The following is a 25,453-nucleotide window of genomic DNA, read 5'->3' on the forward strand; positions in this document are numbered from 1 at the left end:
GTACCGGAGAAGGACTGATGGCAACTCACCCTAGATCAGGGCAACCCGCTGGGCAAAACGATTTAATTAACGTGGCGCAGTTGACGGCACAATATTATGTATTGACGCCAGATTTAGCTAATGCGGAACACGCGGTAAAGTTTGGAACCTCTGGGCATCGTGGTAGCGCGGCACGTCAGAGCTTCAACGAAGCTCATATCCTAGCTATTGCCCAAGCTATTGCTGAAGAGCGCCAAAAGCAGGGGATCACCGGTCCTTGCTACGTGGGCAAAGATACCCATGCGTTGTCAGAGCCAGCCATGATTTCGGTACTTGAAGTCCTTCTCGCCAATGGCGTTGAAGTGATTATTCAGAGTGATAATGGCTACACGCCAACACCTGCTATCTCTAATGCTCTCTTAGAGCACAATAAAAAATCGGGCCCTCAGGCGGATGGCATTGTCATCACTCCGTCACACAACCCGCCAGAAGACGGTGGTATCAAATATAATCCACCTAACGGTGGGCCTGCAGATACTAATATTACTAAAGTCGTTGAAGACCGTGCGAATGCCTTAATTCAACAAGGATTAGAAGGCGTTAAGCGTCTTTCGGTTACAGACGTTAATGCAAGCCCTCTATTAAAACAGATCGATCTGATCCAACCTTATGTCGAAGGCCTTGCAGAGGTGATCGATTTTGCCGCCATTAAGAAAGCCGGGCTGCATTTAGGTGTCGACCCTCTCGGTGGCAGCGGTATTGAATATTGGAAACGTATTGCTGAGCACTACCAGCTGGATATTACCTTAGTCAACGATCACGTTGATCAGACCTTCCGCTTTATGCATCTTGATAAAGATGGCGCAGTACGTATGGACTGCTCTTCTGAGTGCGCGATGGCCGGATTATTAGCCTACCGCGAGCAATTCGATTTAGCCTTTGGTAACGATCCAGATTATGACCGTCATGGTATCGTCACGCCTGCGGGACTGATGAACCCTAACCATTACCTTGCGGTGGCGATTAATTATTTGTTCCAACATCGTCCACAGTGGGGACAAGAGGTTGCCGTAGGGAAAACCTTAGTCTCAAGCGCAATGATTGACCGTGTTGTGAAAAGTATTGGTCGTAAACTTATTGAAGTGCCTGTTGGCTTTAAATGGTTTGTGGACGGTCTTTACGAGGGAACGCTTGGCTTCGGCGGTGAAGAGAGTGCTGGCGCATCGTTCTTACGCTTTGATGGTACGCCTTGGTCTACGGATAAAGATGGCATCATCATGTGTTTGCTGGCCGCTGAAATTACCGCGGTGACCGGTAAAAATCCACAGCAACATTATGATGAACTGGCTGAACAATTTGGTTCACCCAGTTATAACCGCCTGCAAGCGGCAGCTAGCACAGCTCAGAAGAATGCACTGTCTAAGCTTTCTCCGGAAATGGTGAGTGCGGATACCTTGGCTGGCGATCCGATTATCGCTCGACTGACCCGTGCACCGGGTAACGATGCTGCAATCGGTGGTTTAAAAGTGATGACCGAGAATGGCTGGTTTGCGGCGCGTCCTTCTGGAACAGAAGACGCTTACAAGATCTATTGTGAAAGTTTCCTCGGGGCGGAACATCGTCAGCGGATTGAAAAAGAAGCGGTAGAGATCGTCAGCGAAGTACTGAAAAACGCGTAATGATAGTCTGATGAATAGGGCGCCTAAATGGCGCCTTTTTCATTTGTTAGCTACACTTCTGGGATGTTAATGACTGCTTAAGGGCAAACCTTTAGCCTGTTGATTGAAAAGGATGACAATGAATGAAGCTCACACTCGCCAGATTTTACTGGCCTGCCGATGCCATAGTTGATCCCCTTAATTTTCCAGCTGTTTTCCAGAGCGAAGCGGGGCCAGTGAGCGTCTCTATCGTTGATATCCCACTGACGCATAAAAGTATCGATGAACTCCTTACACCACCTTTTCATTTGGAAAAATGGTTTCAGGGGCAAGGACTGTTCTTGGATACGCTTTGTGGGGTAATTATTGATAACTACTACCCCGCGGATCATCCCGATAGTTCCAAAATCGGTAGGGTCTTTAGCTTACTGTCTGAAGAGCTAGATGTTGTACCGGTGATCAATAAAAATGATCTCGCTGATGTCGCACAGTGGGAGCACTTTGTGGAGCAGATGAGCGTCTTGCACGAGTTTAATCAGTTACTCGGCGATACTCTGTCGACGCACAAACTTATTGAATTTCATACCCGTTATAAAATGCAATTCTTGGCGCACTCACAGCCTGCTTATCGGCAGCTGGGTCCTCTCGTCGCGAATATTAAGCATGAACCCTCATTATATGAGTTCGCACACCAGTATCGTCAGCATTTTATGCGGCTATTGCGCTACCCCGCGACCATACAAAATCATACCAATGTGGTGATGCACCTACAGGGGTACTTTCGTAAAAAAGTCGATGATGAGGCACGTCAACAACTTACCACGCTTATCCACCAATACCGCTTGGGCGAAATCTCCCTAAGTGCGGTAAAGACGACGCTGCGGCGCTTGCAAGCTGCTGCTCCGCATGGGTGGTTAGCGCAGCAACGTTATCTTTACCCTTGGTTTACTGAATACGATCTATAGGCAGAATACTATGTCGCAGCAACATTTAGTTTGGTTTCGTCATGATTTACGTTTGAGGGATAACCCTGCGCTTTCCGCCGCCTGTATGGATAACGAGGCTGAAGTTATTGCGCTGTGGTGTGTTACCCCGGAACAGTGGAAACAGCATAACGTTTCAGCGCGGCAGCTGAACTATCAATATGATGCTTTAGTGATACTCCAACAGGATTTGCAGGAGAGAGGCATCCCGTTGTTGATTATCAACACCCCTAGCTATCAAACTCTTGAAAAAGAGTTCATGCAATTATGTGAAAAGCATAAGATCGATAAGGTATTCTATAACTATCAATACGAAGTGAACGAGCGTAACCGCGATAAGCGCATTGAAGCACTCTGTCACCAACAGGACATCGTGTGCCAAGGGTTTACCGATTCGACGCTCTTCTCCCCGGGATCGGTACTGACGGGCCAAGGCAAGATGTATCATGTATTTACGCCGTTTTCTCGCGCGGTACAGAAAAAGCTAAGTGCCGAGGGGGTAGAGTGCAGCACTTTACCTCATCAACGTAAACACCCGTCAGCCGTGAAAAGCTCGACATTACCCGATTTTTCGACCAAAGTTGGCGAATATGATACGAAAAGATTTCCCGTTGGTCATGATGCCGCGTTAACAAGGCTGCGCGAGTTTTCGAAAAATGCCGTTGAAGGCTATGCTGAACAGCGAGATTTACCCGCCGAAGACGATACGAGTCGTTTATCCGCAGCGTTAGCCATTGGACTCGTTACGGCGAAGCAGTGTGTGAAACGTATCCTCGCTGACCATCCCCATGCCTTAGAACAGGCGGGTGGGGCGGCGACTTGGTTGAACGAATTGATTTGGCGAGACTTCTATCGTCATCTTTTAGTCGCTGAACCCCAGCTCTGTCGCTATCAACCCTTCCAAACCTGGACCGACCATATTCACTGGCAGAATAATAAAAAGCATTTTACTGCCTGGTGCGAAGGGAAGACCGGCTTTCCCATCGTCGATGCGGGGATGCGTCAGCTTAATCAAACTGGCTGGATGCATAACCGTTTACGGATGGTGTGCGCGAGCTTCTTAGTGAAAGATTTACTGATCGATTGGCGTTGGGGGGAGCGATACTTCTCTGAACAACTTATTGACGGTGACTTAGCCGCCAATAATGGTGGCTGGCAATGGGCGGCTTCTACAGGGACTGATGCAGCGCCGTACTTTAGAATTTTTAACCCCACTCGCCAAGGTGAGCGTTTCGATCCCGAAGGTGTATTTATTCGCCAATGGCTTCCTGAACTCAAGGACGTCCCCGAAAAAAATATTCATGAACCTTGGGTATGGGCAGATAAACAGGATAAGAAGCTTGATTACTCCCGACCAATTGTGGAACATCGGCAGGCTCGGGAAGCGACTCTGCAAGCATTTGAGCAGGCGCGAAAACATCGATAATCGTTAGAGTTAGGACAAGCTATGAAAAACACGCTCTTAGAACAGCATATTGACCGTTACTTAAACAGTTCTCAATTCAAAGACTACGCGCCGAATGGCTTGCAGGTAGAGGGACGTGAGACGGTACAAAAAATTGTGACGGGAGTGACTGCTTGCCAAGCGTTGCTGGACCGAGCGGTGGAAGTCGATGCCGACGCGATTATTGTTCACCATGGCTACTTTTGGAAAAATGAGCCAGTGGTGATTAAAAATATGAAGCGTCAGCGGCTTAAAACGCTGTTGACCAATGACATTAACCTCTATGGATGGCATTTACCTTTAGATGCTCACCCGGAAGTGGGCAATAACGTACAGCTGGCAAAACTCCTGGATATCACGGTAAGCGGAGAAATTGACACTTATCTCCTCGAAGGTCACTTTGAGCAGCCGATCAGCGCCGAGCAACTGTCACAACGGTTAGCTGAGCGGTTGCAACGTCACCCACTTTACTGTGGGCCCGATAAGAAAGGCATGATCAAGCGGGTTGCCTGGTGTACGGGGGGTGCCCCCGATTTTATTGAACAAGCCGCCGATGCGGGCGTCGATGCCTTCATTACGGGCGAAGTTTCAGAAAGAACGACCCATATTGCTCGCGAACGCGGGATTCACTTCTTCAGTGCCGGACACCATGCGACCGAGCGGGGAGGAATACAGGCCTTAGGAGAGTGGTTGACGCGCACACATGGCCTTGATGTCACATTTATTGATATTGATAATCCAGTGTAAATAACCTGTTCACTCGTCACTAAAAACAGGCCTGTAATCCCTTACCGCCATCTCGAATAACTGATAAGGTAATCTAACGTTTCATAGACCCATCGTGTTCACCACTAGGGAGTGAGCTTTGTCAGAGATGCGTTATTACATGTTCGGTGAAAGCACATTGGTGATTGAATCACGTCCTCCTGTGTCGCTTGCGGTTCAACAGCGTATTTGGGGATTGGCTCAGCAGCTTGTTCATGAACCGGGGGTGGCAGAAGTGATTCCCGGAATGAATAACCTGACTATTCGATTACAGGCTATCCCTCCTTCACAACAGGACGCGGTTTCCCAGCTCAAAGCATGGTGGCAAGCCGCGGAATCTTTCATCCCCGCGTCGAGAAATATCGATATACCCGTCATTTACGGTAAAGCGGCTGGGCCTGACTTGAGTTCGCTTGCTGAGACGGTCGGCCTGACCCCCAAGCAGGTCGTTGAGGCTCACAGTGCCGAACGCTATACCGTATTTTTTATTGGCTTCCAACCGGGGTTTCCTTATTTCTCTGGATTATCACCGCGCTTAGCCTGCCCACGTCATAAAACTCCCCGCCTCTCTGTTCCCGCGGGCAGTGTTGGGATTGCGGGCAGCCAAACCGGTATTTATCCGTTAACCTCACCGGGAGGATGGCAAATAATTGGCCAGACCTCATCCCTATTATTTGATGAGACACGCGAAGCCCCATTCTTGTTACGCCCCGGGGATACCGTACGTTTTATCCCGCATAAGGATGGACTATGCTGACAGTGGTGAAAGCAGGCTTAGCCAGCTCCCTGCAAGACGGTGGACGCTTTGGATTTGCGCAATATGGCGTCGGCCGTGGTGGGGCATTGGATCGGCCCGCTATGCAAACAGCCAATATGCTGGTAGGCAATGATAAAAATCGAGCGGTAATCGAGATTACCCAAGGTAACGCGAAATTCCGTTTCGAACAATCGTGCTGGTTCGCGCTAACTGGAGCAGGCTGCCAGAGCCTGTTGGCAGGGAAGAGTATCGCGACCGGCTGGCGATACTTTGCACAAGCCGGACAGACACTGCAGCTGCAATCACCGTTAAGAGGAATGCGTAGTTATCTGGCCGTCAGCGGCGGTTTTGATATTCCCACTGTGATGGGATCACAAAGTACCGATCTTATGGCGAGGTTCGGGGGCTTCAATGGCCGCTTTCTGCAAAACGGCGATAGCTTACCCTTAGGCCCAGCTTCACGGCAGTTCGAGCGCTCGGTGGGGGTGAGACAGCTTCTTTGGGGAAACCGAGTGCGAGTCATCCCGGGACCCGAGTTTACGCAGCTCACTGCGGAATCTCAGCAAGCCTTATGGCGTACCGGTTGGACATTGACCCCACAAAGTAACCGTATGGGGCATCGACTACAGGGTAGAGTATTAAAGTTCTCCCATCGGGAAGAGCTATTGTCTCACGGTGTTTTGCCGGGGACCGTTCAACTTCCTCCCAGTGGACAGCCTGTAATTTTACTCGCTGATGCGCAAACCACGGGGGGCTATGCGCGAATAGGCCAAGTGATTGAATGCGACCTGTATCATCTGGCGCAATTACGTCCGCGAGAGCCGCTCCATTTTATCTATTGTACCTTGGCGCAAGCGCGTGAAGCGACGTTCGCTCAGCAGCAGGTATTGAATATGATCGAGTGGGGCGTGACTCGACAGTCGTGAGCATAACTGATTCAGGTAAAATTTTTTTACGTTTTTTCAGCGCGAATTGTAAGCAGTCTCAAGCTGGAGGTTGTTTATGTTGCCGCAGATTGACTACACTCATTTAAACACTTTAGAAAAACCGCACCAAAAAGGTATCGGTTCCATTTTCAAATTGGCAAGGAGCTTCACGTGGCAAAAGACATCAACTTCCTGAGTGATCTAACCGGATCGTTTTCTTCACCTTGCAGCGAAAACCCTACTGTTCGCATGATCGAGGCGGGCTATCAGAAAGAAGGCATGAACGCGCGCTTCATTACCTGCGAAGTCGGCCCAGAGAAGTTAGAGCAATCAATTAAAGGTGCGATTGCCATGGGGTGGAAAGGCTTTAGCTGCTCACTGCCCAACAAGCAAAAAGTGATTCAATATCTCGATGAGTTGGACACCTCCGCAAAAGTGATAGGTGCGGTGAACTGTGTCGTGATCAAAGAGGGCAAGCTCACAGGTTATAACACTGACGGTCAAGGCTTTATCGAAGCACTGAGCGAGATCACCTCGGTAAAAGGTAAGCATATTACGCTGCTCGGTGCGGGCGGTGCAGCGCGCGCGATTGCCGTTGAAGCCGCCTTAGCAGGGGCTAAGCACATCACGCTGATCAACCGTAACGAAGAGCGCGGACAAGATTTAGTTAAGCTGATTGAAGAGAATACGGACGCTAAGGCATCTTTTACGAAATGGACTAAGCAAGTGGCTATTGATAGCCAGACCGAGATTCTGGTTAATGCCACCTCAATCGGTCTGAACGATGCCGATGCCATCCCTGATATCGATCTCGCGTCAATTGAAAAAACGATGATTGTGGCCGATGTCATTCCTAATCCTCCGGAGACAAAATTACTACGCGAGGCGGCTAAGAAGGGATGTACCACCCTCAATGGGTTGAATATGCTAGTCAATCAAGGGGCACAGAACGTTTACAACTGGTTTGGTAAGAAAGTGGATCGTGCGCCGATGAAGGCGTCATTAGAAGAGATTTTTAACGCTAAGTAAGTAAAAAGGGAGAGCGAGGCTCTCCCTTTTTAGTCATCTAAGCCTAGCGCTTGGATTCGAATTTACGCTCGGTATAACCGGTATAGAGTTGGCGCGGACGAGCGATCTTCATTCCCTCTTCGTGCATTTCGATCCAGTGGGAAATCCAGCCGACAGTGCGTGCCATAGCAAAGATCACGGTAAACATTGAGGTAGGAATACCCATCGCTTTTAAGATCAAGCCTGAGTAGAAATCGACATTAGGGTAGAGTTTACGCTCGATGAAGTAAGGGTCGTTTAATGCAATATGTTCAAGTTGCATAGCCACTTCCAGGAGATCATCTTTCATCCCTAATTCTTCTAACACTTCATGACAGGTTTCACGCATCACCGTGGCACGTGGGTCATAATTTTTATAAACCCGGTGACCGAAGCCCATTAGACGGAACGAGTCATTTTTGTCTTTGGCGCGGCGGACAAATTCTGGAATATGCTCAACACTGCTGATCTCTTCGAGCATATGTAACGTTGCTTCGTTAGCGCCACCGTGTGCCGGTCCCCACAATGAAGCAATACCCGCTGCGATACAGGCAAAGGGGTTGGCGCCAGAAGAACCTGCCGTCCTCACGGTTGACGTTGACGCATTTTGTTCATGATCGGCGTGCAGAATAAGGATACGATCCATAGCGCGTTCGAGTACTGGGTTAATTTTGTACTCTTCACATGGCGTTGCAAACATCATATGCAGGAAGTTTCCGGCATAAGAGAGGTCATTACGTGGGTAAACGAAGGGCTGACCGATTGAGTATTTGTAACACATCGCCGCGACGGTAGGCATCTTCGATAGGAGTCGAAAGGCTGCAATTTCACGATGACGAGGATTATTCACGTCCATTGAATCATGATAGAAGGCAGCAAGTGCGCCTGTAACGCCACACATAACGGCCATCGGGTGCGAGTCGCGGCGGAAACCGTGGAATAAGCGGGTGATCTGCTCATGGATCATGGTATGGCGCGTCACTTGCGTTTTGAACTGTTGATACTGTTCTGCTGTTGGAACTTCGCCGTTTAACAGAATGTAGCAAACCTCAAGATAATCAGATTTTGTGGCTAATTCAGCGATCGGAAATCCGCGATGCAGCAGAATACCTTCTTCACCGTCGATATAGGTGATTTTGGATTCGCAAGACGCTGTAGAAGTGAAGCCAGGGTCAAAAGTAAAAAGGCCATGAGATCCTAACGCGCGCACATCGACAACATCTTGGCCTAATGTTCCTTTAAGTACATTCAGGTCGACGGCTGACTCATTTGAGTCGAGCGTAAGTGTCACCTTTTTATCTGTCATTTACTGCCTCCAAAAAGAACGATTGGAACGATATCCAAATACTGATTCGCGAATTTGTTAAAATTATGTCATCAATTTATATCAAAACTGAGTCAAGCAGTATAGCGCTCATCCGCGATAACGTGGTGGAGAATTGTACAGTCAGATGAGCGGTCTGAAGGATGCCGTTGTTTTAAAATAATTTTAGCCACTATGTCACACCCTGAAACTTTCGTAAAAAAAATAAATTTTGTGATTTAGCAGATTGTTTCATAATCTATAGTTATCAAGTAATCGATAAATTATAACATTTAGTGATAACTTGCTTTATTGTATCTAAATGTAAAATAAAGCCTTTATTTGCATCAAATCAGTGGATTAGCGATAAATAAATGTCAGTAATAGTGAGTTAGATCACTGATTTTTTTTAATTTACACAAAGAAATTGTAGAGCAATTGTAATAAGATTGTGATCTCTCTATAATCACTACTAGGTCTCCGGATTTACCTGTTTCAGGAGGCACCCAGCGTTTTTTTTCGTCTAACACTGGATGTGACTGTTCTGTGAGTGAGCTTCACCAGAAGTTGGCAAGCAGCAGGGCCGGAGGAGACATAATAAAAAAGAGCTGTGTGGGCAAAACCGTGAATAAACAAAGACCTGTCAACTTGGATCTCTCGACGATCCGGTTTCCCGTTACTGCAATAGCATCCATTCTCCACCGTGTATCTGGCGTGATAACGTTTGTTGCGTTGGGAATATTACTGTGGCTGCTAGGGCTCTCTCTCTCATCTCCAGAAGGTTTCAACCAAGCTGCTGCCATCATGGGAAGTTTCTTCGTGAAATTTATTCTCTGGGCAATCTTAACAGCGCTGGCTTACCACATTGTCGGGGGAATCCGCCATCTACTCGCGGACTTTGGCTTTATGGAAGAAACCATGGTGGCAGGTAAACGGAGTGCTATGGCCTCCTTTATCATTGCGGCCATACTGTCGATTTTAGCGGGGGTTCTCGTATGGTAAACAATGTTTCCGCACTCGGAAGAAATGGTGTGCATGATTGGTTATTATTGCGCGCCGCCGCGATTCTTATTGCACTCTATGTCGTGTATATCCTGGGCTTTTTTGTCGTCAGTGGCCCGCTAACCTATGATGTGTGGCGCGGTTTCTTTGCCATGCCTTTCACCAAGGTATTTACGCTCCTCACCCTATTATCGATTCTCATTCATGGTTGGATTGGTATGTGGCAGGTATTGACTGATTACGTCAAAAACCTTGCTGTCCGTCTGGTCGTGCAACTGATTATTATTATCGCATTAGCGAGTTATGCGATTTATGGCACATTTGTGGTATGGGGTGCGTAATGAAACTGCCTGTTAGAGAATTCGATGCGATTGTGATTGGTGCGGGTGGCGCGGGAATGCGTGCTGCGCTTCAAATTTCACAGTCTGGTCAAAGTTGTGCGTTATTATCAAAAGTCTTCCCGACACGTTCCCACACAGTTTCCGCGCAAGGGGGCATCACGGTTGCGCTCGGGAATACCCATGAAGATAACTGGGAATGGCATATGTACGACACCGTCAAAGGCTCCGATTATATCGGCGACCAAGACGCGATCGAATATATGTGTAAAACCGGTCCCGAAGCGATTTTAGAATTAGAACATATGGGGCTTCCGTTCTCTCGCTTGGAAGATGGGCGTGTTTATCAACGTCCTTTCGGCGGACAATCGAAGAACTTTGGTGGAGAGCAAGCGGCACGAACGGCCGCCGCCGCCGACCGTACTGGCCATGCCTTACTGCATACCCTGTATCAACAAAATTTAAAAAACCATACCACCATATTTTCCGAGTGGTACGCTTTAGATTTAGTCAAAAATGCCGATGGAGCAGTAGTAGGCTGTACGGCAATTTGTATCGAGACCGGTGAAGTCGTTTATTTCAAAGCACAAGCGACGGTACTGGCAACGGGTGGAGCAGGGCGTATCTACCAATCCACCACCAATGCGCACATTAATACCGGCGATGGTGTGGGCATGGCGTTACGCGCCGGTGTACCGGTACAAGACATGGAAATGTGGCAGTTTCACCCAACCGGTATCGCGGGCGCAGGCGTGCTAGTGACCGAAGGGTGCCGCGGCGAAGGTGGCTATCTGCTGAATAAGCACGGTGAACGTTTCATGGAACGTTACGCGCCTAATGCTAAAGACCTTGCGGGTCGTGATGTAGTCGCGCGTTCAATGATGATTGAAATTCGTGAAGGCCGGGGTTGTGATGGTCCTTGGGGCCCACATCTTAAGCTTAAACTCGATCACTTGGGCAGCGAAGTGTTGGAGTCTCGCTTACCAGGTATATTAGAGTTGTCTCGCACCTTCGCACATGTGGATCCAATCAAAGAACCTATTCCGGTCATCCCAACGTGTCACTACATGATGGGCGGGATCCCGACCAAAGTGTCTGGCCAAGCCTTGACCGTTGATGAACAGGGTAACGATGTTGTCGTGCCTGGACTCTTCGCTGTGGGCGAAATTGCTTGCGTATCGGTCCATGGCGCTAACCGCTTAGGCGGTAACTCCTTACTCGACCTGGTGGTATTTGGCCGTGCAGCGGGCTTACATTTACAAGAATCTATCGCCTCGCAGGGGCAACTGCGTGACGCGACGGAAGAAGAGATTGCGCAAGCGATGAGTCGCTATCAACGTTGGGAAGATAACCGTGAAGGCGAAGACCCAGCTGAGATCCGTAAAGCGCTTCAAACCTGTATGCAACATAACTTCTCGGTATTCCGTGAAGGTGATGCCATGGCTAAAGGTCTAGAAGAGTTAAAATCGATTCGTCAACGTCTGCAAAATGCTCGTCTTGATGACCGTTCACCTGACTTCAATACCCAGCGTATTGAATGTTTGGAGTTGGATAACCTGATGGAAACCGCCTTTGCAACAGCGGTAGCGGCAAACTATCGTACAGAAAGCCGCGGTGCACACAGCCGTTTCGATTACCCAGAGCGGGACGATGAGAAATGGTTATGTCATAGCCTCTATCTGCCACAGAGCGAGAGTATGACCCGACGTGAGGTGAACATGCAGCCTACGCTGCGCGAAGCGTTCCCTCCTAAAGTGCGTACTTATTAACAGGCGGAAAGACTTATGAAAATCGAATTTTCAGTATATCGCTATAACCCAGAAGTTGATGACGCTCCGCGTATGCAAGATTATACGCTGGAGGCGGAGGAAGGGCGCGACATGATGTTATTGGACGCGCTGATTAAGCTGAAAGAGCAAGATCCGACTCTCGCGTTTCGTCGCTCTTGCCGTGAAGGGGTTTGCGGCTCTGACGGCATTAACATGAACGGGAAAAATGGGCTGGCTTGCGTCACACCGGTCTCTGCACTGTCAGGTAAGGGTAAAATTATTATTCGCCCGCTACCGGGATTGCCGGTTATTCGCGACTTAGTGGTCGATATGGCGCAGTTCTACACGCAATACGAGAAGATTAAGCCTTTCTTACTTAACGATAATAAAAATCCACCTGCTCGTGAATTTTTACAATCTCCGGAAGATCGCGCACATCTTGATGGACTGTATGAGTGTATTCTCTGCGCCTGTTGCTCGACCTCCTGCCCGTCGTTCTGGTGGAACCCCGATAAATTTATTGGTCCAGCAGGATTACTCGCGGCTTATCGTTTTCTTATCGATAGCCGTGATACGGAGACTGAGTCGCGGTTGGATAATTTGGACGATGCTTTCAGCGTATTCCGTTGTCATAGCATTATGAACTGTGTCAATGTTTGCCCTAAAGGTCTTAACCCGACCAAGGCGATTGGACACATTAAATCCATGTTATTGAAGCGTGGTGCATAGCAGTATCAAGCGGGGAGGATGACTCCCCGCAGTAACAAAGGTGCCTTTGGCAATTTGATACTTTCACTCATCGAATTGCCAAAGGTTCCCTACGGGGGCAGCACTTATTGCACTCGTATCGCTGAACCGATAGAACAGAGCGGTCATCTGTTTGGGTATCTCCGTTTAACGGTGAATTATATTACGAAAAGCATAGCATTGCTTAAGGGATCACTATGCAGAATAGCGCAATGAAATCCTGGCTAGACTCATCCTGGCTGGCCGGCGCGAACCAGTCTTACATCGAGCAGTTGTATGAGGATTACCTCACCGACCCTGACTCGGTGGATAGTGTCTGGCGTGAAAGGTTCGCACAATTCCCCGCGGACGCACTACGACCTGATCAATATCATTCCACAACGCGAGAATACTTTCGGCGGTTAGCCAAAGATGCCACGCGTTACACCACCTCGGTGAGTGACCCTGAAACCAATTCTAAACAGGTTAAGGTACTGCAGCTCATCAATGCTTTTCGTTTCCGCGGCCATCAAAAAGCGAATCTCGATCCATTAGGGTTGTGGCAGCAAGAAGATGTGCCGGATCTCGATCCTGCCTTTCACGGTTTAAGCGCTAGCGATTTTAACGAGAGCTTTAACGTTGGATCCTTTGCATCAGGCAAAGAGACAATGAAACTCTCCGAAATTTTCGACGCATTGAAGCAGACTTACTGTGGATCAATCGGCGCGGAATACATGCATATTACCAACACTGAAGAGAAACGTTGGATTCAACAACGTATCGAATCAGTCGCGGGCCAAGCAACCTTCAGTGCAGAAGAAAAGAAAAAATTCTTAAAAGAGCTCACTGCTGCCGAAGGGATGGAAAAGTATTTAGGGGCTAAATTCCCAGGTGCTAAACGTTTCTCCCTGGAAGGTGGGGATGCGCTAATCCCAATGCTTCGTGAGATGATCCGTCATGCCGGTAAACAAGGCACGCAAGAAGTGGTGCTAGGCATGGCTCACCGCGGCCGCCTAAACGTGCTGATTAACGTGCTTGGTAAAAAAACACAAGATCTGTTCGATGAATTCGCGGGTAAACATCATGAGCACTTAGGTGCGGGCGATGTGAAATACCATATGGGCTTCTCCTCGGATCTGGAAACAGAAGGGGGCCTAGTGCATTTAGCCTTGGCATTTAACCCTTCTCACTTAGAAATTGTTAGCCCAGTCGTCATGGGGTCGGTACGTGCGCGACTCGACCGCTTGGATGAACCTTCTGCGATCAATAAAGTATTGCCAATTACCATCCATGGCGATGCAGCGGTTATCGGTCAAGGCGTAGTGCAAGAGACGCTGAACATGTCTCAAGCTCGGGGGTATATGGTCGGCGGTACCGTGCGTATCGTGATCAATAACCAAGTCGGTTTCACAACCTCAAATCCTAAAGATGCCCGCTCCACGCCATATTGTACGGATATTGGCAAGATGGTTCAGACGCCAATCTTCCACGTCAATGCTGATGATCCCGAAGCGGTCGCCTTCGTGACACGCTTAGCCTTGGACTACCGTAATAACTTCAAGCGTGACGTCTTTATCGATCTGGTTTGTTATCGCCGCCACGGCCATAACGAAGCCGACGAACCTAGTGCAACACAGCCAGTGATGTACAAAAAAATTAAGCAACATCCGACACCTCGTAAGATTTATGCTGATAAGTTAACCGCCGCGAATGTGGTGAGTGCAGGCGAAGTGACTGAACTGGTTAATCTCTATCGCGATGCGTTGGATGCGGGTGAGTGCGTGGTTGAAGAGTGGCGTCCAATGACACTGAACTCTTGTACTTGGTCACCTTATTTAAACCACGAGTGGGACGAAGACTATCCTGCGACAGTCGACCAAGCTCGTCTTAAACAAATGGCGGTGAATTTAAGCCAGATCCCGGCTGAAATTGAAGCGCAGTCTCGAGTGAAGAAAATTTATAACGACCGTTATGACATGGCGGAAGGGAATAAAGCGTTCGACTGGGGCGGTGCAGAGAACTTAGCCTATGCCACCTTGGTGGATGAAGGCGTCTCGGTACGCTTATCCGGTGAAGACTCCGGACGCGGGACCTTCTTCCATCGTCACGCGGTAATTCATAATCAAAGTAATGGCTCTACGTTCACTCCGCTTCACCACGTCCGTAAAGGTCAAGGCGTATTCAAAGTGTGGGATTCAGTATTATCTGAAGAAGCCGTACTGGCCTTCGAATACGGCTATGCGACGGCCGAGCCGCGTACCCTGACGATATGGGAAGCACAATTTGGTGACTTCGCCAATGGCGCTCAAGTGGTGATTGACCAGTTCATCAGTTCTGGTGAGCAAAAATGGGGACGGATGTGTGGATTGGTGATGTTATTACCTCATGGCTACGAAGGCCAAGGTCCAGAACACTCGTCTGCGCGTCTTGAACGTTACCTCCAGCTTTGTGCTGACCAAAATATGCAGGTCTGTGTGCCATCAACGCCAGCACAGGTATACCACATGTTACGCCGTCAGGCTTTACGGGGTATGCGCCGTCCGCTGGTGGTGATGTCGCCGAAATCGCTGCTGCGCCATCCGTTAGCTATTTCGACAATGGATGAACTGGCACAAGGCGAATTTATGCCTGCCATTCCAGAAATTGATTCGTTAGATGCGCAGAAGGTTAAACGCGTCGTGCTCTGCTCCGGTAAGGTCTATTACGACTTATTAGAGCAACGTCGTAATAATGAACAAGATAACGTTGCGATTATTCGTATTGAGCAGCTATACCCGTTCCCGCACAAAGCGGTTCAACAGGCAATCAGTGCCTATAGCCACGTTACTGATTTTGTTTGGTGCCAAGAAGAGCCGTTAAACCAAGGTGCTTGGTATTGTTGCCAACATAACTTCCATGATGTCGTCCCTGCAGGGGCTAAATTACGCTACGCTGGCCGGGCGGCTTCCGCTTCTCCAGCTGTGGGATACATGTCTGTTCACCAAAAGCAGCAGCAAGAATTAGTTAATGATGCGCTGAACGTTGATTGATAAAAAGGAAAGACAATGAGTAGCTTAGAAATTTTCGTTCCCGATTTACCGGAATCTGTTGCCGATGCTACGGTTGCGACCTGGCACAAACAGCCTGGTGACAGCGTCCAGCGCGATGAAGTGCTGGTAGAAATTGAAACCGATAAAGTGATCTTAGAAGTGCCAGCAGCAGCCGACGGTATTTTAGAGGCCATTATTGAAGCGGAAGGCGCGACAGTCGTTTCTCGTCAATTGCTGGGCCGCCTTAAAGAGGGCAATAGTGCAGGGAAAGAGAGTTCGGCTACGCCTGCTACGGCTCCCGTCGCTACCCCAGATGCCGCACCGACTGAGGAGAGCAGTGACGAGTCCAACGACTTCTTAACGCCTGCCATTCGCCGTCTTATCGCTGAACATACCTTAGACGCGACACAAATCAAAGGTACCGGAGTTGGTGGACGCATTACGCGTGAAGATGTTGAGAAGCATCTGGCTGCGACGAAATCAGCGCCGAAAGCAGAAGCCGCTGCACAATCTGCACCCGCACCGCTTTCTAATCGTAGTGAGAAACGTGTTCCTATGACACGTTTACGTAAACGTGTCGCAGAGCGTTTATTAGAAGCCAAGAACAGCACGGCGATGTTGACCACCTTTAACGAGGTCAATATGAAACCGATCATGGAAATTCGTAAGCAATATGGCGAAGCGTTCGAGAAACGTCATGGTGTTCGTTTAGGTTTCATGTCTTTCTATATTAAAGCAGTGGTTGAAGCCCTTAAGCGCTACCCGGAAGTGAATGCATCCATCGATGGCGATGACGTGGTTTACCACAACTACTTTGATGTCAGCATCGCGGTGTCGACGCCACGTGGCTTAGTAACACCAGTACTTAAAGACGTTGATGCACTAAGCATGGCGGATATTGAGAAGAAAATTAAAGAACTGGCTATTAAAGGGCGCGATGGCAAGTTGACGGTTGAGGAATTGACCGGTGGTAACTTTACTATCACCAATGGCGGGGTATTTGGATCGCTGATGTCAACGCCAATCATCAACCCACCACAAAGCGCGATCTTAGGTATGCACGCTATCAAAGATCGTCCTATGGCGGTGAATGGCCAAGTTGAAATCCTGCCTATGATGTATCTCGCACTTTCTTATGACCACCGTCTGATCGATGGCCGTGAATCAGTGGGCTACCTCGTAGCGATCAAAGACTTACTTGAAGATCCTGCACGTCTGCTGCTGGATGTCTAATTTACTGTGGCGTGTACTCTGCACGCCTATTTTTTGACCTGAATGGATAATACCCTATGAATTTACATGAATATCAGGCGAAACAGCTCTTTGCACGTTATGGCTTACCTGCGCCGTCTGGTTATGCTTGTACTACGCCTCGTGAAGCTGAAGAAGCGGCCTCAAAAATTGGTAGCGGACCTTGGGTAGTAAAATGCCAAGTTCATGCGGGCGGCCGTGGTAAAGCGGGCGGCGTGAAAGTAGTAAAAAGTAAAGAAGAGATCCGTAGCTTTGCTGAAAGCTGGTTAGGTAAGAATTTAGTGACTTACCAAACCGATGCACAAGGTCAGCCGGTTAACCAAATTCTGGTCGAAGCCGCTACCGATATCGATAAAGAGCTTTATCTGGGCGCAGTCGTTGACCGCAGTACCCGCCGAGTCGTGTTTATGGCCTCAACAGAAGGTGGCGTTGAAATTGAGAAAGTGGCTGAAGAGACACCACACTTAATTCATAAAATGGCGCTGGATCCGTTAACTGGCCCAATGCCTTACCAAGGCCGTGAGCTTGCGTTCAAATTAGGGTTGGAAGGGAAACAAGTCAGCCAATTCGCGAAAATCTTTATGGGGTTAGCGAAGCTATTTTTAGAGCGTGATTTGGCACTGGTTGAAATCAACCCATTAGTGATCACCACTGAAGGCGATCTGATCTGCCTAGATGGCAAACTGGGCGCTGATAGCAACGCAATGTTCCGCCAACCTGAACTGCGTGAAATGCATGACCCAAGCCAAGAAGATTCTCGCGAAGCGCATGCTGCACAGTGGGAACTTAACTACGTTGCCTTAGAAGGTAACATCGGTTGTATGGTGAACGGTGCGGGCCTAGCGATGGGAACCATGGATATTGTTAAACACCATGGTGGCCAACCGGCTAACTTCCTTGATGTTGGCGGCGGCGCAACCAAAGAGCGCGTGACCGAAGCCTTTAAAATCATTCTTTCAGACGACGCGGTGAAAGCGGTCCTTGTCAATATCTTTGGTGGGATTGTTCGTTGTGACTTGATTGCCGACGGTATCATTGGGGCAGTTGAAGAAGTTGGTGTGAATGTGCCAGTTGTCGTTCGTCTTGAAGGGAACAATGCTGAATTAGGCGCACAACGTTTAGCTGAAAGTGGTCTAAATATTATCGCAGCTACCAGTTTGACTGACGCTGCCCAGCAAGTTGTCGCTGCGGCGGAGGGTAAATAATGTCTATTTTGATTGATAAGAATACTAAAGTCATTTGCCAAGGCTTCACCGGTGGCCAGGGTACATTCCACTCAGAACAGGCGATCGCATACGGGACGCAAATGGTCGGTGGTGTCACGCCAGGAAAAGGCGGGACGACGCACTTAGGTCTACCTGTATTTAATACCGTGCGTGAAGCTGTTGAAGCGACTGGCGCAACGGCGTCAGTCATCTATGTTCCAGCACCCTTCTGTAAAGATAGTATTTTAGAAGCGATTGATGCAGGGATTAAACTGATCATCACCATCACCGAAGGTATCCCTACGCTGGATATGCTTACTGTTAAGGTGAAACTGGATCAAGCCGGTGTACGCATGATCGGCCCTAACTGCCCAGGTGTGATCACCCCAGGTGAATGTAAGATTGGTATTATGCCCGGTCATATCCACCAACCTGGCCGTGTCGGGATCGTATCACGTTCAGGAACCCTGACTTATGAAGCGGTTAAGCAAACTACCGATATTGGCTACGGTCAATCGACCTGTGTCGGTATTGGTGGTGACCCGATTCCGGGTTCAAGCTTTATCGATATCCTCGAGTTGTTCGAGAAAGATCCGCAAACTGAAGCTATCGTGATGATCGGTGAGATCGGCGGTAGCGCAGAAGAAGAAGCGGCCGCGTACATTAAAGCGCATGTCACCAAACCTGTCGTAAGCTACATTGCCGGTGTAACAGCGCCTAAAGGCAAACGTATGGGTCATGCAGGGGCGATCATTGCAGGGGGTAAAGGGACTGCTGATGAGAAATTCGCTGCTTTAGAAGCTGCTGGGGTCAAAACCGTGCGTAGCCTCGCCGATATCGGTGATGCGGTGAAAGCCGTTCTGCCTGCACGCTAAGTTTAGCTTAATAGTAATTAAGCCATCGACTCGTCGGTGGCTTTTTTTATTCAAAATTAAAACATTAATAGTGATTTAATTTAACAAAGTAAATTTCTAAAAATAAACTTATAAGATTTTAGATCGAGATCAATTAACCCTCTGTTAGTTTCTAGAAATAATTAATCACTAAGATTACATTATCTTCCACTATCACCGTCAGCTCTTCTCGAACTCAATATTCTTTGTTGAGGAAGAAGGCTATCTTAATTAAAGAGATAGATTCGGGCGCCGGCAGATAATAAGCAGCCTAATCATAATTCCTCTCATGACTATTAAGCTGAGTTATTAACATTATCTATTTAGATTTCATTGAGTTTATTGAAATAATTTCCAGTAACTGGTGAAAACTAGAGTGAAACAAGGAGTAAGAATGTTTGATATTGTCGAACTCTCTCGCCTACAGTTTGCTTTAACCGCAATGTACCATTTTCTTTTTGTCCCGCTAACGCTGGGTATGGCCTTTCTGCTGGCGATTATGGAAACGGTCTATGTTTTTACCGGTAAGCAAATCTATAAAGATATGACGAAGTTCTGGGGTAAATTGTTTGGGATCAATTTTGCCCTCGGCGTCGCTACTGGACTGACGATGGAATTCCAGTTTGGCACTAACTGGTCCTATTATTCACATTATGTCGGCGATATTTTTGGCGCACCCTTAGCCATTGAAGGATTAATGGCCTTCTTTTTAGAATCGACCTTCGTGGGGTTATTCTTCTTTGGCTGGGATCGCTTAGGGAAAGTGCAACATTTAGCGGTCACATGGTTAGTTGCACTGGGCTCCAATTTATCTGCGTTATGGATATTAGTTGCAAATGGCTGGATGCAAAATCCGATTGCATCAGAATTTAATTTCGAAACCATGCGAATGGAAATGGTGAGCTTCTCCGAATTAGTGCTCAACCCTGTTGCTCAAGTCAAATTTGTACACACCGTCGCCTCTGGTTATACCACCGGTGCGATTTTCGTTTTGGCGATCAGCGCCTGGTACTTATTGAAAGGGCGCGATATTGCTTTTGCTAAACGCTCTTTTGCTATTGCAGCAAGTTTCGGTATTGCGGCCGTACTCTCTGTCATCATTCTTGGTGACGAATCTGGGTATGAAATGGGCGATGTGCAAAAAACTAAGTTAGCGGCGATTGAAGCGGAGTGGGACACGCAACCTGCGCCTGCTGCGTTTACCCTATTTGGCATACCCGACCAACAGGCCGAGAAAAACCATTATGCGGTTCAAGTACCCTATTTACTGGGATTGATCGCTACCCGGTCGACCGATAAGCCGGTATTGGGATTGAAGGACTTATTGGCTGAGCACGAAATTCGTATCCGTAATGGGATGAAAGCCTATGCGCTGCTAACCGAGTTACGTAATGGCAATCAAGACTTAGCGGTACGTGAAGCCTTCGAAAGTCATAAAAAGGACTTAGGTTACGGGCTACTCTTGAAGCGCTATACCCCGAATGTCAGTGATGCGACTGAAGCACAGATTCAGCAAGCCACCAAAGATTCTATTCCGAGCGTCGCACCCCTCTATTTTTCCTTCCGCATCATGGTGCTGTGTGGGGTGCTGATCTTCTTAGTTATTGCAGCGTCGTTCATTACCGTAATACGTAATCGGATTGGCAAAAATCGCTTTATTTTGAAGGCAGCAGTGTGCGCACTGCCTCTCCCTTGGATAGCGGTCGAATCAGGATGGTTTGTTGCGGAGTATGGTCGTCAACCTTGGGCAATCGGTGAGGTACTGCCCACCGCGGTGGCTAACTCCTCTTTGACTGTGGGTGATTTGCTTTTCTCGATGGGATTAGTGCTAGGGCTTTATACCTTATTCATCATTGCTGAGATGTATTTAATGATTAAGTTCGCTCGTTTAGGGCCATCCAGTCTGAAAACGGGTCGTTACCATCATGAACACTCTGCGGATAACGCTTCAGTTTAACTTATCGAGGACGCATTCATGTTTGATTACGAAGTATTACGCTTTGTGTGGTGGCTGCTCATCGGCATCCTCTTTATCGGCTTCGCGGTGACAGATGGTTTCGATATGGGAGTCGGAATGTTAAGCCGGTTAATCGGCCGTACTGACACAGAACGCCGCATTATGATTAACAGTATTGCCCCCCACTGGGATGGCAACCAAGTCTGGCTGATCACAGCAGGTGGGGCGCTATTTGCAGCATGGCCAATGGTTTATGCTGCCGCCTTCTCAGGATTTTATGTGGCGATGATCTTAGTACTCGCCTCACTCTTCTTCCGTCCAATCGGCTTTGACTACCGTTCTAAACTGGAAAATCCGAAATGGCGGGGGATGTGGGATTGGGGAATTTTTATTGGGAGTTTTGTCCCGCCGTTAGTGATCGGCGTGGCCTTTGGTAACCTATTACAAGGTGTCCCGTTCCACTTTGATAACGATCTCCGCTTATTTTACACCGGTAACTTTTTCCAACTGCTGAATCCCTTTGCATTATTGACGGGTGTGGTGAGCTTAACGATGATCCTCACACAAGGGGCGACTTATCTGATGATGCGTACCGATTCAGTGTTGTTGAAAAGAAGCCAACGTTGTAGCCAAATCAGTAGCGCCGTCATGTTTATCTGTTTTGCATTAGCTGGAGTCTGGCTAGTATATGGAATTGAGGGTTATCAATTAGCCTCTCCGCTCAATCATGCTGCCGAGTCTAACCCTATGGGTAAAGAAGTGGTGACAGGCGAGGGATTATGGCTGGATAATTTTTCAACTGCTCCAAGCTTATGGATTTTCCCTCTCGGTGGACTGATTTTCGCGTTGATTACCTTTCTGATGGCCTCGGCGCAGCGGGCAGGGTGGGCGTTCTTTAGCTCATCATTAACCATTGCGTGTGTCATTATGACGGTGGGGGTGGCAATGTTCCCGTTTATCATGCCTTCCAGTACTGTTATCAATAATAGTCTGACCATGTGGGATGCGACATCGAGCCAACTTACCTTGACTACCATGACCTTCGCAGCAATGATTTTTGTGCCGATCGTCTTGGCATATACCATCTGGTGCTATTACAAGATGTTTGGTCGTATCACGCACCAAGATATAGAAAAGAACACTCATTCATTGTATTAAGAGGTCAATCTTATGTGGTATTTCGCTTGGATATTAGGCACGTTACTTGCCTGTTCTTTTGGTGTAATGACAGCTTTAGCGCTGGAAAATAGTGAAAATAAGAACACATCTGATTCTTAATAACGATGAATTGAATTAGTTTGTTAATCTTTAACCTTAACCCTTCTGTAGAGATGCTGAAGGGTTTTTTTATGGATTTAATTAAATAATTGATAATTAGGTGTATTTAAATATGTTGGGTTGAAGGTTACGGCACCAAAACGTAAAGAAAAATAATTATTTTATCAAGCAGAGTTTGCCCCATTCCCAAGCTCATTGCTCTTGCGTATAGTAGCGGAGTTTAAACCATTATAGGGATGTGGAGTGAGTCAAATGCTGTTTCGTTGGCCAATCAGAGTTTACTATGAAGACACTGATGCCGGAGGCGTGGTGTATCATGCAAGCTATATCGCATTTTATGAACGTGCGAGAACAGAAATGTTACGTGCTAAAGAGATCAATCAGCAATTTCTTCTCGAAAAACAAGTTGGTTTTGTCGTAAGAAAGATGAGTGTTGATTATCGGGCAGCGGCGCGTTTAGACGATATGCTTGAGGTGACGACTGAAATCGTCAAAATGACACGCGCTACCATTACTTTTCTTCAACGTATTGTTAACGCTGAAGGCCAAGTAATTAATGAAGCAGAGGTGTTGATTGCCTGCATTAATTTACACCAGATGAAGCCGATAGCGCTTCCTACGTTTATTGTCGCGGAGTTTACGCAGTGACTGACATGAATATTCTTGATTTGTTCCTTAAGGCAAGCCTTCTGGTCAAATTCATCATGTTGATTCTAATAGCCTTTTCAATTGTTTCTTGGGCTATCATTATTCAACGTACTCGGATTCTCAATGCGGCATCTCGTGAAGTTGTCGAGTTTGAAGAGAAATTTTGGTCTGGTGTTGACCTCTCCAAGTTATACCAAGAAAGCCTCACTCGTCGTGATCAGTTAATGGGTACTGAGCAGATTTTCTACTCGGGCTTTAAAGAATTCGCACGCTTACATAAAATTAATAGTCCAGTTCCTGATGCGGTAGTGGAAGGGGCGACCCGTGCTATGCGTATCTCGACCAACCGTGAACTGGAAACTTTAGAAGCTCATATTCCTTTCTTGGGAACAGTCGGCTCTATCAGTCCTTATATCGGTCTATTTGGAACCGTTTGGGGAATTATGCATGCGTTTATCTCGCTGGGTGCGGTTAAACAAGCAACGTTACAAATGGTTGCTCCGGGTATCGCAGAAGCGCTTATTGCTACCGCTATCGGTCTTTTTGCGGCAATTCCTGCCGTCATGGCTTATAACCGCTTAAATCAGCGCGTGAATAAGCTTGAGCAAGGTTACGACAATTTCGCAGAAGAATTTACTGCCATTTTGCACCGTCAGGCTTATAACAGCGAAGTGACTAAGTAATCAGGGGTTGACTCATGGCTAGATCGCGCGGTCGCGGACGTCGTGACTTAAAATCAGAAATTAATATTGTTCCGCTTTTGGACGTATTACTCGTTTTACTACTGATATTTATGGCTACGGCACCGATTATTACGCAAAGCGTTGAAGTTGACTTGCCTGATGCAACGGACTCTAAAACAGTGTCGAGCGATGATAACCCTCCAGTTATTGTCGAAGTTGCAGGGGTCGGTCAATACAGCATTGTTGTGGATCATAACCGTATGACACAACTGCCTCCTGAACAGGTCGTTAATGAGGCACAACGCCAATTAGCGCAAAACCCTAAAACGGTTTTCCTCATTGGTGGGGCGAAGGAAGTACCGTACGACGAAATTATTAAGGCACTGAACCTCCTGCACCAAGCAGGCGTCAAATCGGTGGGCTTGATGACACAACCCATTTAATAGCGGATCATATCGGGAATCGTGAGTGTCGAAGTTAACGGAACAAAACGATAAGTTGAAAAGAGCGGTAATTATCTCTATAGCATTACACATTGTGTTAATCGCTATACTGATTATCAGCTCAATGAATGAACATATCGAAACAAGCTCTGGTGGCGGTGGCGGCAGTGACATTGACGCTGTGATGGTCGATCCGGGTGCTGTCGTCGAACAATATAACGCGTCTAAGCAGAGTCAGCCCGATACCCAGGCTGAACAAGCGAAGCAGGCTGCTACGCAAGCAAAAGCTCAGGCAGCTGAACAGGCGAAGGAAGCTGCCGAACAGGCTAAACAAGCGGCTGCTAAAGAGAAAGCCGAGGCAGCAGAGCAAGCCAAACAAGACGCTGCTAAAGCGAAAGCTGAGGCAGCAGAGCAGGCTAAACAAGCGGCAGCCCAAGCGAAAGCTGAGTCAGCAGAGCAGGCTAAACAAGCGGCAGCCCAAGCGAAAGCTGAGGCAGCAGAGCAAGCTAAACAAGCGGCCGCCCAAGCAAAAGCTGAGGCAGCAGAGCAAGCTAAGCAAGCGGCAGCCCAAGCAAAAGCTGAGGCAGCAGAGCAGGCTAAGCAAGCGGCAGCCCAAGCGAAAGCTGAGGCGAAGGCAAAAGCTGCGCAGGAGGCGAAAGCTCAAGCGGCAGAAGATGCTAAAGAGGCTAAGGCTCAAGCTGCTGCGGAAGCAAAAGCTAAGGCGGCTCAAGAGGCTAAGGCTCAAGCTGCTGTAGAAGCAAAAGCTAAAGCGGCGCAAGAGGCTAAAGCTAAAGCTGCTGCGGAGGCAAAAGCCAAGGCCGCGCAAGAAGCTAAAGCCAAAGCTGCAGCGGACGCGAAAGCGAAAGCCGCCCAGGAAGCTAAAGATAAGGCTGCTGCGGAAGCGAAGGCCAAGGCTGATGCTAAAGCCAAGGCAGCAGCAGAAGCTAAAGCCGCCAAAGCCAAAGCGGCAAAAAATGATGCCGCGCTGGATGATCTTCTAGGTGGTTTATCCTCCGGGAAAAATGCACCGAAATCAGCAGCAAGTGGTGGCGCTTCGGGGCAGGGTAATCAGAAAAAAGCAGGGGTTTCTGGCGCAGCGATCCAAAGTTACCTTGGCCAAGTGCAAAGTGCGATACAAAGCAAGTTTTACGATGCAGATAACTATGTCGGTAAACAGTGCTCAGTACACATAAAATTAGCACCTGATGGGCTATTAATCTCTGCAACCTCTGCAGGAGGCGATCCTGCGCTTTGCCAAGCTGCATTGACGGCATCGCGTATGGCTCATATTCCGAAACCGCCAAGCCAAGACGTGTGGGCGGCGGTGAAAGACGCGACGATTACCTTTAAACCCGGTCAATAAGCTGGC

Annotated in this window: 23 protein-coding genes; 22 read left to right on the plus strand and 1 reads right to left on the minus strand. The window is 48.0% G+C overall.

Features of this window, described 5'->3' with window-relative positions:
* Positions 1-17 precede the first annotated feature (17 nt).
* The 7 genes from pgm (at position 18) to aroE (ending at position 7,541) form a co-directional block, all read left to right on the plus strand.
* On the plus strand, positions 18-1,658 hold the full coding sequence (gene pgm, locus HGT71_RS10425) for a phosphoglucomutase (alpha-D-glucose-1,6-bisphosphate-dependent) (RefSeq protein ID WP_214217711.1): 1,641 nt from the start codon (positions 18-20) through the stop codon (positions 1,656-1,658).
* Between the two features lie 122 nt (positions 1,659-1,780).
* On the plus strand, positions 1,781-2,602 hold the full coding sequence (locus HGT71_RS10430; RefSeq protein WP_214217712.1) for a YbgA family protein: 822 nt from the start codon (positions 1,781-1,783) through the stop codon (positions 2,600-2,602).
* A gap of 10 nt (positions 2,603-2,612) precedes the next feature.
* Positions 2,613-4,046 carry a deoxyribodipyrimidine photo-lyase gene (gene phrB / locus HGT71_RS10435; RefSeq protein ID WP_214217713.1) on the plus strand — a complete coding sequence of 478 codons (1,434 nt, stop codon included), beginning with the start codon at positions 2,613-2,615 and terminating at the stop codon, positions 4,044-4,046.
* 21 nt (positions 4,047-4,067) lie between these two features.
* Complete coding sequence (locus HGT71_RS10440; RefSeq protein WP_214217714.1) at positions 4,068-4,811, plus strand: type 2 GTP cyclohydrolase I; 744 nt, start codon at positions 4,068-4,070, stop codon at positions 4,809-4,811.
* 118 nt (positions 4,812-4,929) lie between these two features.
* Complete coding sequence (gene pxpB / locus HGT71_RS10445; RefSeq protein ID WP_214217715.1) at positions 4,930-5,586, plus strand: 5-oxoprolinase subunit PxpB; 657 nt, start codon at positions 4,930-4,932, stop codon at positions 5,584-5,586.
* Positions 5,580-6,512 (plus strand): 5-oxoprolinase subunit C family protein, encoded by a 933-nt coding sequence (locus HGT71_RS10450; RefSeq protein WP_214217716.1) that lies wholly within the window; start codon positions 5,580-5,582, stop codon positions 6,510-6,512. Before pxpB ends, HGT71_RS10450 begins: the two co-directional genes overlap by 7 nt.
* A gap of 171 nt (positions 6,513-6,683) precedes the next feature.
* A complete protein-coding gene (aroE, locus tag HGT71_RS10455) occupies positions 6,684-7,541 on the plus strand; it encodes a shikimate dehydrogenase (RefSeq protein WP_214217717.1) in 858 nt (285 codons plus the stop codon).
* Positions 7,542-7,584: 43 nt separating this feature from the next.
* On the opposite strand, the gene HGT71_RS10460 is transcribed toward aroE, so the two are convergent.
* A complete protein-coding gene (locus tag HGT71_RS10460) occupies positions 7,585-8,865 on the minus strand; it encodes a citrate synthase (RefSeq protein ID WP_214217718.1) in 1,281 nt (426 codons plus the stop codon).
* Between the two features lie 609 nt (positions 8,866-9,474).
* On the opposite strand from HGT71_RS10460, the gene sdhC reads away from it, so the two are divergent.
* The 15 genes from sdhC to tolA all read left to right on the plus strand — a co-directional run bounded on the left by sdhC (position 9,475) and on the right by tolA (position 25,447).
* Complete coding sequence (gene sdhC / locus HGT71_RS10465) at positions 9,475-9,864, plus strand: succinate dehydrogenase cytochrome b556 subunit (RefSeq protein WP_048911800.1); 390 nt, start codon at positions 9,475-9,477, stop codon at positions 9,862-9,864.
* Complete coding sequence (gene sdhD / locus HGT71_RS10470) at positions 9,858-10,205, plus strand: succinate dehydrogenase membrane anchor subunit (protein WP_214217719.1); 348 nt, start codon at positions 9,858-9,860, stop codon at positions 10,203-10,205. Before sdhC ends, sdhD begins: the two co-directional genes overlap by 7 nt.
* Complete coding sequence (gene sdhA, locus HGT71_RS10475) at positions 10,205-11,971, plus strand: succinate dehydrogenase flavoprotein subunit (protein WP_099825565.1); 1,767 nt, start codon at positions 10,205-10,207, stop codon at positions 11,969-11,971. Before sdhD ends, sdhA begins: the two co-directional genes overlap by 1 nt.
* A gap of 15 nt (positions 11,972-11,986) precedes the next feature.
* Positions 11,987-12,700 carry a succinate dehydrogenase iron-sulfur subunit gene (locus tag HGT71_RS10480; protein ID WP_048911796.1) on the plus strand — a complete coding sequence of 238 codons (714 nt, stop codon included), beginning with the start codon at positions 11,987-11,989 and terminating at the stop codon, positions 12,698-12,700.
* A 215-nt stretch (positions 12,701-12,915) separates the two neighbouring features.
* Complete coding sequence (sucA, locus tag HGT71_RS10485; RefSeq protein ID WP_214217720.1) at positions 12,916-15,726, plus strand: 2-oxoglutarate dehydrogenase E1 component; 2,811 nt, start codon at positions 12,916-12,918, stop codon at positions 15,724-15,726.
* Positions 15,727-15,741: 15 nt separating this feature from the next.
* Positions 15,742-16,959 (plus strand): 2-oxoglutarate dehydrogenase complex dihydrolipoyllysine-residue succinyltransferase, encoded by a 1,218-nt coding sequence (gene odhB, locus HGT71_RS10490; protein WP_214217721.1) that lies wholly within the window; start codon positions 15,742-15,744, stop codon positions 16,957-16,959.
* A gap of 56 nt (positions 16,960-17,015) precedes the next feature.
* The gene (gene sucC / locus HGT71_RS10495) at positions 17,016-18,182 is read left to right on the plus strand and encodes an ADP-forming succinate--CoA ligase subunit beta (protein WP_099825560.1); all 1,167 of its coding nucleotides are present in this window, start codon (positions 17,016-17,018) and stop codon (positions 18,180-18,182) included.
* On the plus strand, positions 18,182-19,057 hold the full coding sequence (gene sucD, locus HGT71_RS10500) for a succinate--CoA ligase subunit alpha (RefSeq protein WP_062812403.1): 876 nt from the start codon (positions 18,182-18,184) through the stop codon (positions 19,055-19,057). Before sucC ends, sucD begins: the two co-directional genes overlap by 1 nt.
* A 412-nt stretch (positions 19,058-19,469) precedes the next feature.
* Positions 19,470-21,032 carry a cytochrome ubiquinol oxidase subunit I gene (cydA, locus tag HGT71_RS10505; protein ID WP_214217722.1) on the plus strand — a complete coding sequence of 521 codons (1,563 nt, stop codon included), beginning with the start codon at positions 19,470-19,472 and terminating at the stop codon, positions 21,030-21,032.
* Positions 21,033-21,050: 18 nt separating this feature from the next.
* The gene (gene cydB, locus HGT71_RS10510) at positions 21,051-22,190 is read left to right on the plus strand and encodes a cytochrome d ubiquinol oxidase subunit II (RefSeq protein WP_214217723.1); all 1,140 of its coding nucleotides are present in this window, start codon (positions 21,051-21,053) and stop codon (positions 22,188-22,190) included.
* Between the two features lie 12 nt (positions 22,191-22,202).
* Positions 22,203-22,310, plus strand: a complete 108-nt coding sequence (gene cydX, locus HGT71_RS10515; RefSeq protein WP_099825554.1) for a cytochrome bd-I oxidase subunit CydX — start codon at positions 22,203-22,205, stop codon at positions 22,308-22,310.
* 252 nt (positions 22,311-22,562) lie between these two features.
* Complete coding sequence (gene ybgC / locus HGT71_RS10520) at positions 22,563-22,958, plus strand: tol-pal system-associated acyl-CoA thioesterase (protein ID WP_244986493.1); 396 nt, start codon at positions 22,563-22,565, stop codon at positions 22,956-22,958.
* The gene (tolQ, locus tag HGT71_RS10525) at positions 22,955-23,641 is read left to right on the plus strand and encodes a Tol-Pal system protein TolQ (RefSeq protein WP_214217724.1); all 687 of its coding nucleotides are present in this window, start codon (positions 22,955-22,957) and stop codon (positions 23,639-23,641) included. Before ybgC ends, tolQ begins: the two co-directional genes overlap by 4 nt.
* A 14-nt stretch (positions 23,642-23,655) precedes the next feature.
* A complete protein-coding gene (tolR, locus tag HGT71_RS10530; protein ID WP_048911806.1) occupies positions 23,656-24,084 on the plus strand; it encodes a colicin uptake protein TolR in 429 nt (142 codons plus the stop codon).
* 25 nt (positions 24,085-24,109) lie between these two features.
* Entirely contained in the window at positions 24,110-25,447 is a 1,338-nt protein-coding gene (gene tolA / locus HGT71_RS10535; protein ID WP_214217725.1) for a cell envelope integrity protein TolA, read from the plus strand.
* The last annotated feature ends 6 nt before the right edge of the window (positions 25,448-25,453 follow it).

The sequence above is a fragment of the Rosenbergiella epipactidis genome (assembly GCF_018494055.1).
GTDB classification, from domain to species: domain Bacteria; phylum Pseudomonadota; class Gammaproteobacteria; order Enterobacterales; family Enterobacteriaceae; genus Rosenbergiella; species Rosenbergiella epipactidis.